This is a genomic window from Hominilimicola sp., from assembly GCF_046972485.1.
In the GTDB taxonomy this organism is placed as follows: domain Bacteria; phylum Bacillota; class Clostridia; order UBA1381; family UBA1381; genus Hominilimicola; species Hominilimicola fabiformis.
In genome coordinates, this window is record NZ_JBKVWU010000161.1 from 1 (window position 1) to 4,236 (window position 4,236).

Annotated in this window: 6 protein-coding genes; all 6 read left to right on the forward strand. The window is 38.0% G+C overall.

The window, feature by feature from the left end; genetic code table 11:
- The coding region (locus ACLTU0_RS11050; RefSeq protein WP_412322485.1) for a VapE domain-containing protein at window positions 1-719 on the forward strand (719 nt) is incomplete at its 5' end.
- Window positions 720-1,026: 307 nt separating this feature from the next.
- Window positions 1,027-1,263: a VRR-NUC domain-containing protein gene (locus ACLTU0_RS11055; protein ID WP_412322488.1), complete on the forward strand. Its 237-nt coding sequence runs from the start codon at window positions 1,027-1,029 to the stop codon at window positions 1,261-1,263.
- Window positions 1,253-2,611 (forward strand): SNF2-related protein, encoded by a 1,359-nt coding sequence (locus ACLTU0_RS11060; RefSeq protein WP_117968436.1) that lies wholly within the window; start codon window positions 1,253-1,255, stop codon window positions 2,609-2,611. Before ACLTU0_RS11055 ends, ACLTU0_RS11060 begins: the two co-directional genes overlap by 11 nt.
- Window positions 2,612-2,623: 12 nt before the next feature.
- Window positions 2,624-3,061 carry a hypothetical protein gene (locus ACLTU0_RS11065; protein ID WP_147514060.1) on the forward strand — a complete coding sequence of 146 codons (438 nt, stop codon included), beginning with the start codon at window positions 2,624-2,626 and terminating at the stop codon, window positions 3,059-3,061.
- Between the two features lie 154 nt (window positions 3,062-3,215).
- Window positions 3,216-3,713, forward strand: a complete 498-nt coding sequence (locus tag ACLTU0_RS11070) for a hypothetical protein (RefSeq protein WP_147514061.1) — start codon at window positions 3,216-3,218, stop codon at window positions 3,711-3,713.
- 65 nt (window positions 3,714-3,778) lie between these two features.
- Window positions 3,779-4,156, forward strand: a complete 378-nt coding sequence (locus ACLTU0_RS11075) for a hypothetical protein (protein WP_117968433.1) — start codon at window positions 3,779-3,781, stop codon at window positions 4,154-4,156.
- Window positions 4,157-4,236 lie beyond the last annotated feature (80 nt).

Below are 4,236 nucleotides of genomic sequence, written 5' to 3' on the forward strand. Positions count from 1 at the left end.
AGGTTATACAGGGTAAATGGATTGTAGAGATAAGCGAACTTGAGGCACTGAATAAATCGGAAGTCGGCAGTGTTAAACAGATACTGTCGCAGACGTCGGACAGATACCGCGCGGCATACGGCAGAATAGTACAGGAACACCCGCGAAGATGTGTATTTTTCGGTACGAGCAATAACAGCGATTATCTTCGTGACCGTACCGGCAACAGAAGATTTTGGCCTGTTGATACGGAGATTGTGCCGATAAAAAAGAGCGTGTTTACCGATTTGACCGATGAGGAAATAAATCAAATTTGGGCGGAGGCAAAAGTGCGTTATACGCAGAATGAACCGCTTTATTTGTCAAAGGAAACGGAACAGCTTGCGAAACAAGTGCAGTCAGATCATAGGGAAGTGTCGGTTAAAGAGGGACTGATCCGTGATTTCCTTGATAAACGTGTTCCGTCGGATTGGAATAGTTGGGACTTATCAAAGCGTCGTGATTATTGGTCGGAGATTGTGAGTGTGCCAGAAGAAAAACTTGTCGAACGTGACAGAGTGTGTGCACTTGAAATATGGTGCGAACTCTTTAACGGCGATTTTAGGCAAATTCAACGTAGGGATTCGATAGAAATTAACAGTATCATTTCATCATTTGACGATTGGGAAAAATACGACAAGGTTATTAAATTTAACAAGGATTACGGAGTGCAAAGAGGCTTTAAAATGGCGAGGAAATAACGTATAACATAAGGGTATAACTTTCTAACGGTTATGTAACATTAAATGTAACGTTGGTAAACTTATGTAACAGTTGAAAGTTATACCTAAAATGCAGTAAAGATAAAGGTTAAAGCGATATATAACAAAGGTAACTTTAATTCTATATATTATATACATATATATACTACAAATAGATATATACACACATAACGCGTATATACGCGTATAAGTATATGAAAAACGGTTTTAGAGTTACCGCAGAAAGAACAGGTGAAAAATGATAGAAAAGGACATTGAAAAATATTTAGTAAGGCAAGTTAAGCAAATGGGAGGTTTGGCATTAAAATTTGTGTCGCCGAGTATGGCAGGTGTGCCGGATAGGATTGTTATGATTCCGAAAGGTGCGTTGTATTTCGTGGAACTGAAAAGACCGAGCGGTAAACCGAGAAGATTGCAGACTTCCGTACACAGACTTTTTGAAAAACTCGGTTTTCACGTTTATGTGATTGATACAAAGGATAAAGTTGACAAATTGTTAAGGGGTGAGAATTTTGAATTTTAGACCGCATAGGTACCAGCAGATTGCGTTGGACAAAATTATTTCTACACCGCGTGTCGGATTGTTCCTTGATATGGGACTTGGTAAAACGGTTGTAACGCTTACGGCGATTGACGAATTGATTTATAACTGTTACGAAATCGAAAAAGTGCTTGTCATAGCACCGCTTAGAGTGGCGGAAGATACTTGGAGTAGAGAGTGTGAAAAGTGGGACCACTTAAGGCATTTGAGAATATCGAAAATTCTCGGCACTCCGAGCCAAAGACGTAACGCACTTTTAAAGGACGCAGATATTTATATTATAAATCGTGAAAATGTTGCGTGGCTCACAAACGAATTGTCGAGCATAGGCAATGCGTGGGACTTTGATATGGTGGTTATTGATGAGCTGTCGAGCTTTAAGAGTTCAAAGTCGCAGAGATTTAAGGCATTGAAAAAATACATAACACTGTCTAAACGAGTAGTCGGACTTACAGGCACACCTGCACCGAACGGACTGATAGATTTGTGGAGTCAGATATATTTGCTTGACAGCGGCGAAAGACTCGGCAGAACGGTAAGCGGTTACAGGGAGAGATATTTTCTTCCCGATAAACGTAATCAGACCACGATTTTCAGTTACAAGCCGAAAGAGGAATCCGAAAAGGCGATATATGATAAAATTTCGGATATATGCGTCAGTATGTCGGCAGAAGATTGGCTTGAAATGCCTGAAAGGATTGATACCGTTCAGCATATAAAGCTGTCGGATAAGGAACTGAAACTGTACGAAGAATTTGAAAAAGAACAGTATTTGGAGTTCATAAACGGACAAGTTACCGCCGCCACTGCCGCCGCACTTACAAATAAACTTTTGCAGTTTTCAAACGGTGCAATGTATTTGGACGACGGAAGTTATAAGGTGACGAGCGATAAAAAACTTGAGGCGTTGGCGGAAATAGTCGATACCTCACAAGGTCAGCCGATTTTGTGCTTTTACAGCTATCGCCACGACTGCGAGAGAATACTTAGAAAGTTCAAGGGTGCAAAAAAGCTTGAAAGTGCTGATGATATAAGGGATTGGAATGACGGAAAAATACCGCTTTTACTGGCTCACCCCGCAGGTGCGGGACATGGACTCAATCTTCAAACAGGCGGTAATATAATAGTTTGGTTCGGTCTGACGTGGAGCTTGGAACTGTATCAGCAGGCAAATGCAAGATTGTATAGACAGGGACAGAAAAATTCTGTGATAATCCATCACCTTGTGACCGACGGAACAGTCGATAAACGTGTGCTTGACAGTTTGCAGGGTAAACGCGAGGTACAAGACGAATTGCTTGAAAGTTTGAAAGAAAAATACGGTGTATAAGGGGGAATTGATTTGACGATTAAAGAATGTAAAGAATGGCTTTCGAGAGCGAGAAAGACGGACGAGGAGATTAACGCACTGATTTTGGAGCAGGAGCGTGCTTTGACAAACGCAACAAGCACTGTGGCTCAGTCGGGCAGTGAAAAGGTGCAGACGTCAAACGTGAATACTTCGGAGAATAAGTTCATAAGCTATGCCGCTTATTCCGAATTGATAGATAAACGCATTGACAGACTGTATGAGATAAAAAAAGAGATTTTGGAAAACGTGAATAAACTCGATGACGCAACACTTCGGACTATATTAATTTTGCGTTATCTCAATTTTCGAACGTGGGAAATGATTGCTTGTAAAATGAATTACAGCTATATGCAAATATGCCGTCTGCACAGCAAGGCTTTGAATTTAATTAAAGATGTTATAGAATGTTATATTGCACCTGTGATATAGTATATCATGAAATAAGTAACATAAGCGGTGTATCATCGAGAGATGATGGGTGAATATCTCGTGTAATTGGTGGGAATGGAGATATTAAAAAAATTATCAAAAAAATGTTTAAAGTTGTAATATTATGGGTATATATCATACGAGGTGATGATATATGTCAAAAAAAGAAGAAGAAAATATTTTTTTGAAAAATCAAAAAATACCGGAAACGTTAGATAGCTATTTTAAAGATTATACACAAAATGGTGATTATGAAATGCTAATAAATAAAGCAAGGGATTACATATGCGAAGATACAACTAATATAGATATGGTTATACACAATTTGAAAATTGAAAAGAAACAAATTGAGATTGATAAAACAAATAGAGAAACACATAATAATCCAATACTATCAGGAATGGTGGGTTCTGTTACTACATTTTTATTAACACTTATTTCTAATTTGGTAACAGAGAATACTAAAGGTATTATAGATAATTTTTTACCAGGTATAGCAATTGTATCGGGTTGTGTAACAACGTATATAGCTATGGGGAGTATTTTAAAAACCATAAAAGAAGCTAAATTACAGGATTTAAAGAATAGTGAAAAAATAGATTTTTTAGATTTCTGTATTAAAGAATATACTAAAAAATATATTCAAAAATAAATAGAAATTTAAAACACACCTAATCGGGTGTGTTTTTCTATATCTAAAAACAGGAGGTGAAATTCATGGCAAGACCGAGAAAGATTACGAAAGAGACAGTCCAAAAACTCGAAGAGGGATTTTTAATGGGGTTAAGTGACCGAGAGGCTTGTATTTATGCGGATATAGCGGTAAGCACGTTATACGATTACTGCAAGAAACACAAGGAGTTTTCGGAGCGAAAAGAGCTACTTAAAGACAATATCAAAATGAAGTCGAAATTAAACGTTGCACACGGGATAAAAAAGGGTGATATTAATTTATCGTTATGGTATCTTGAACGCAAATGCAAAGATGAATTTTCACCGAAACAGGAAATAACGCACAGCGGCACGATGGACATAAACAATCCTATGGCAAATCTTACGACTGACGAATTAAGGAAGTTGATAGGTGATGGATAAAAACTTAATAATGCTTGAGGCGAAGAAAGAACTTGCACGACGCGAGTTCTTTTATTTTTGCCATTTAACCGCACCGATAT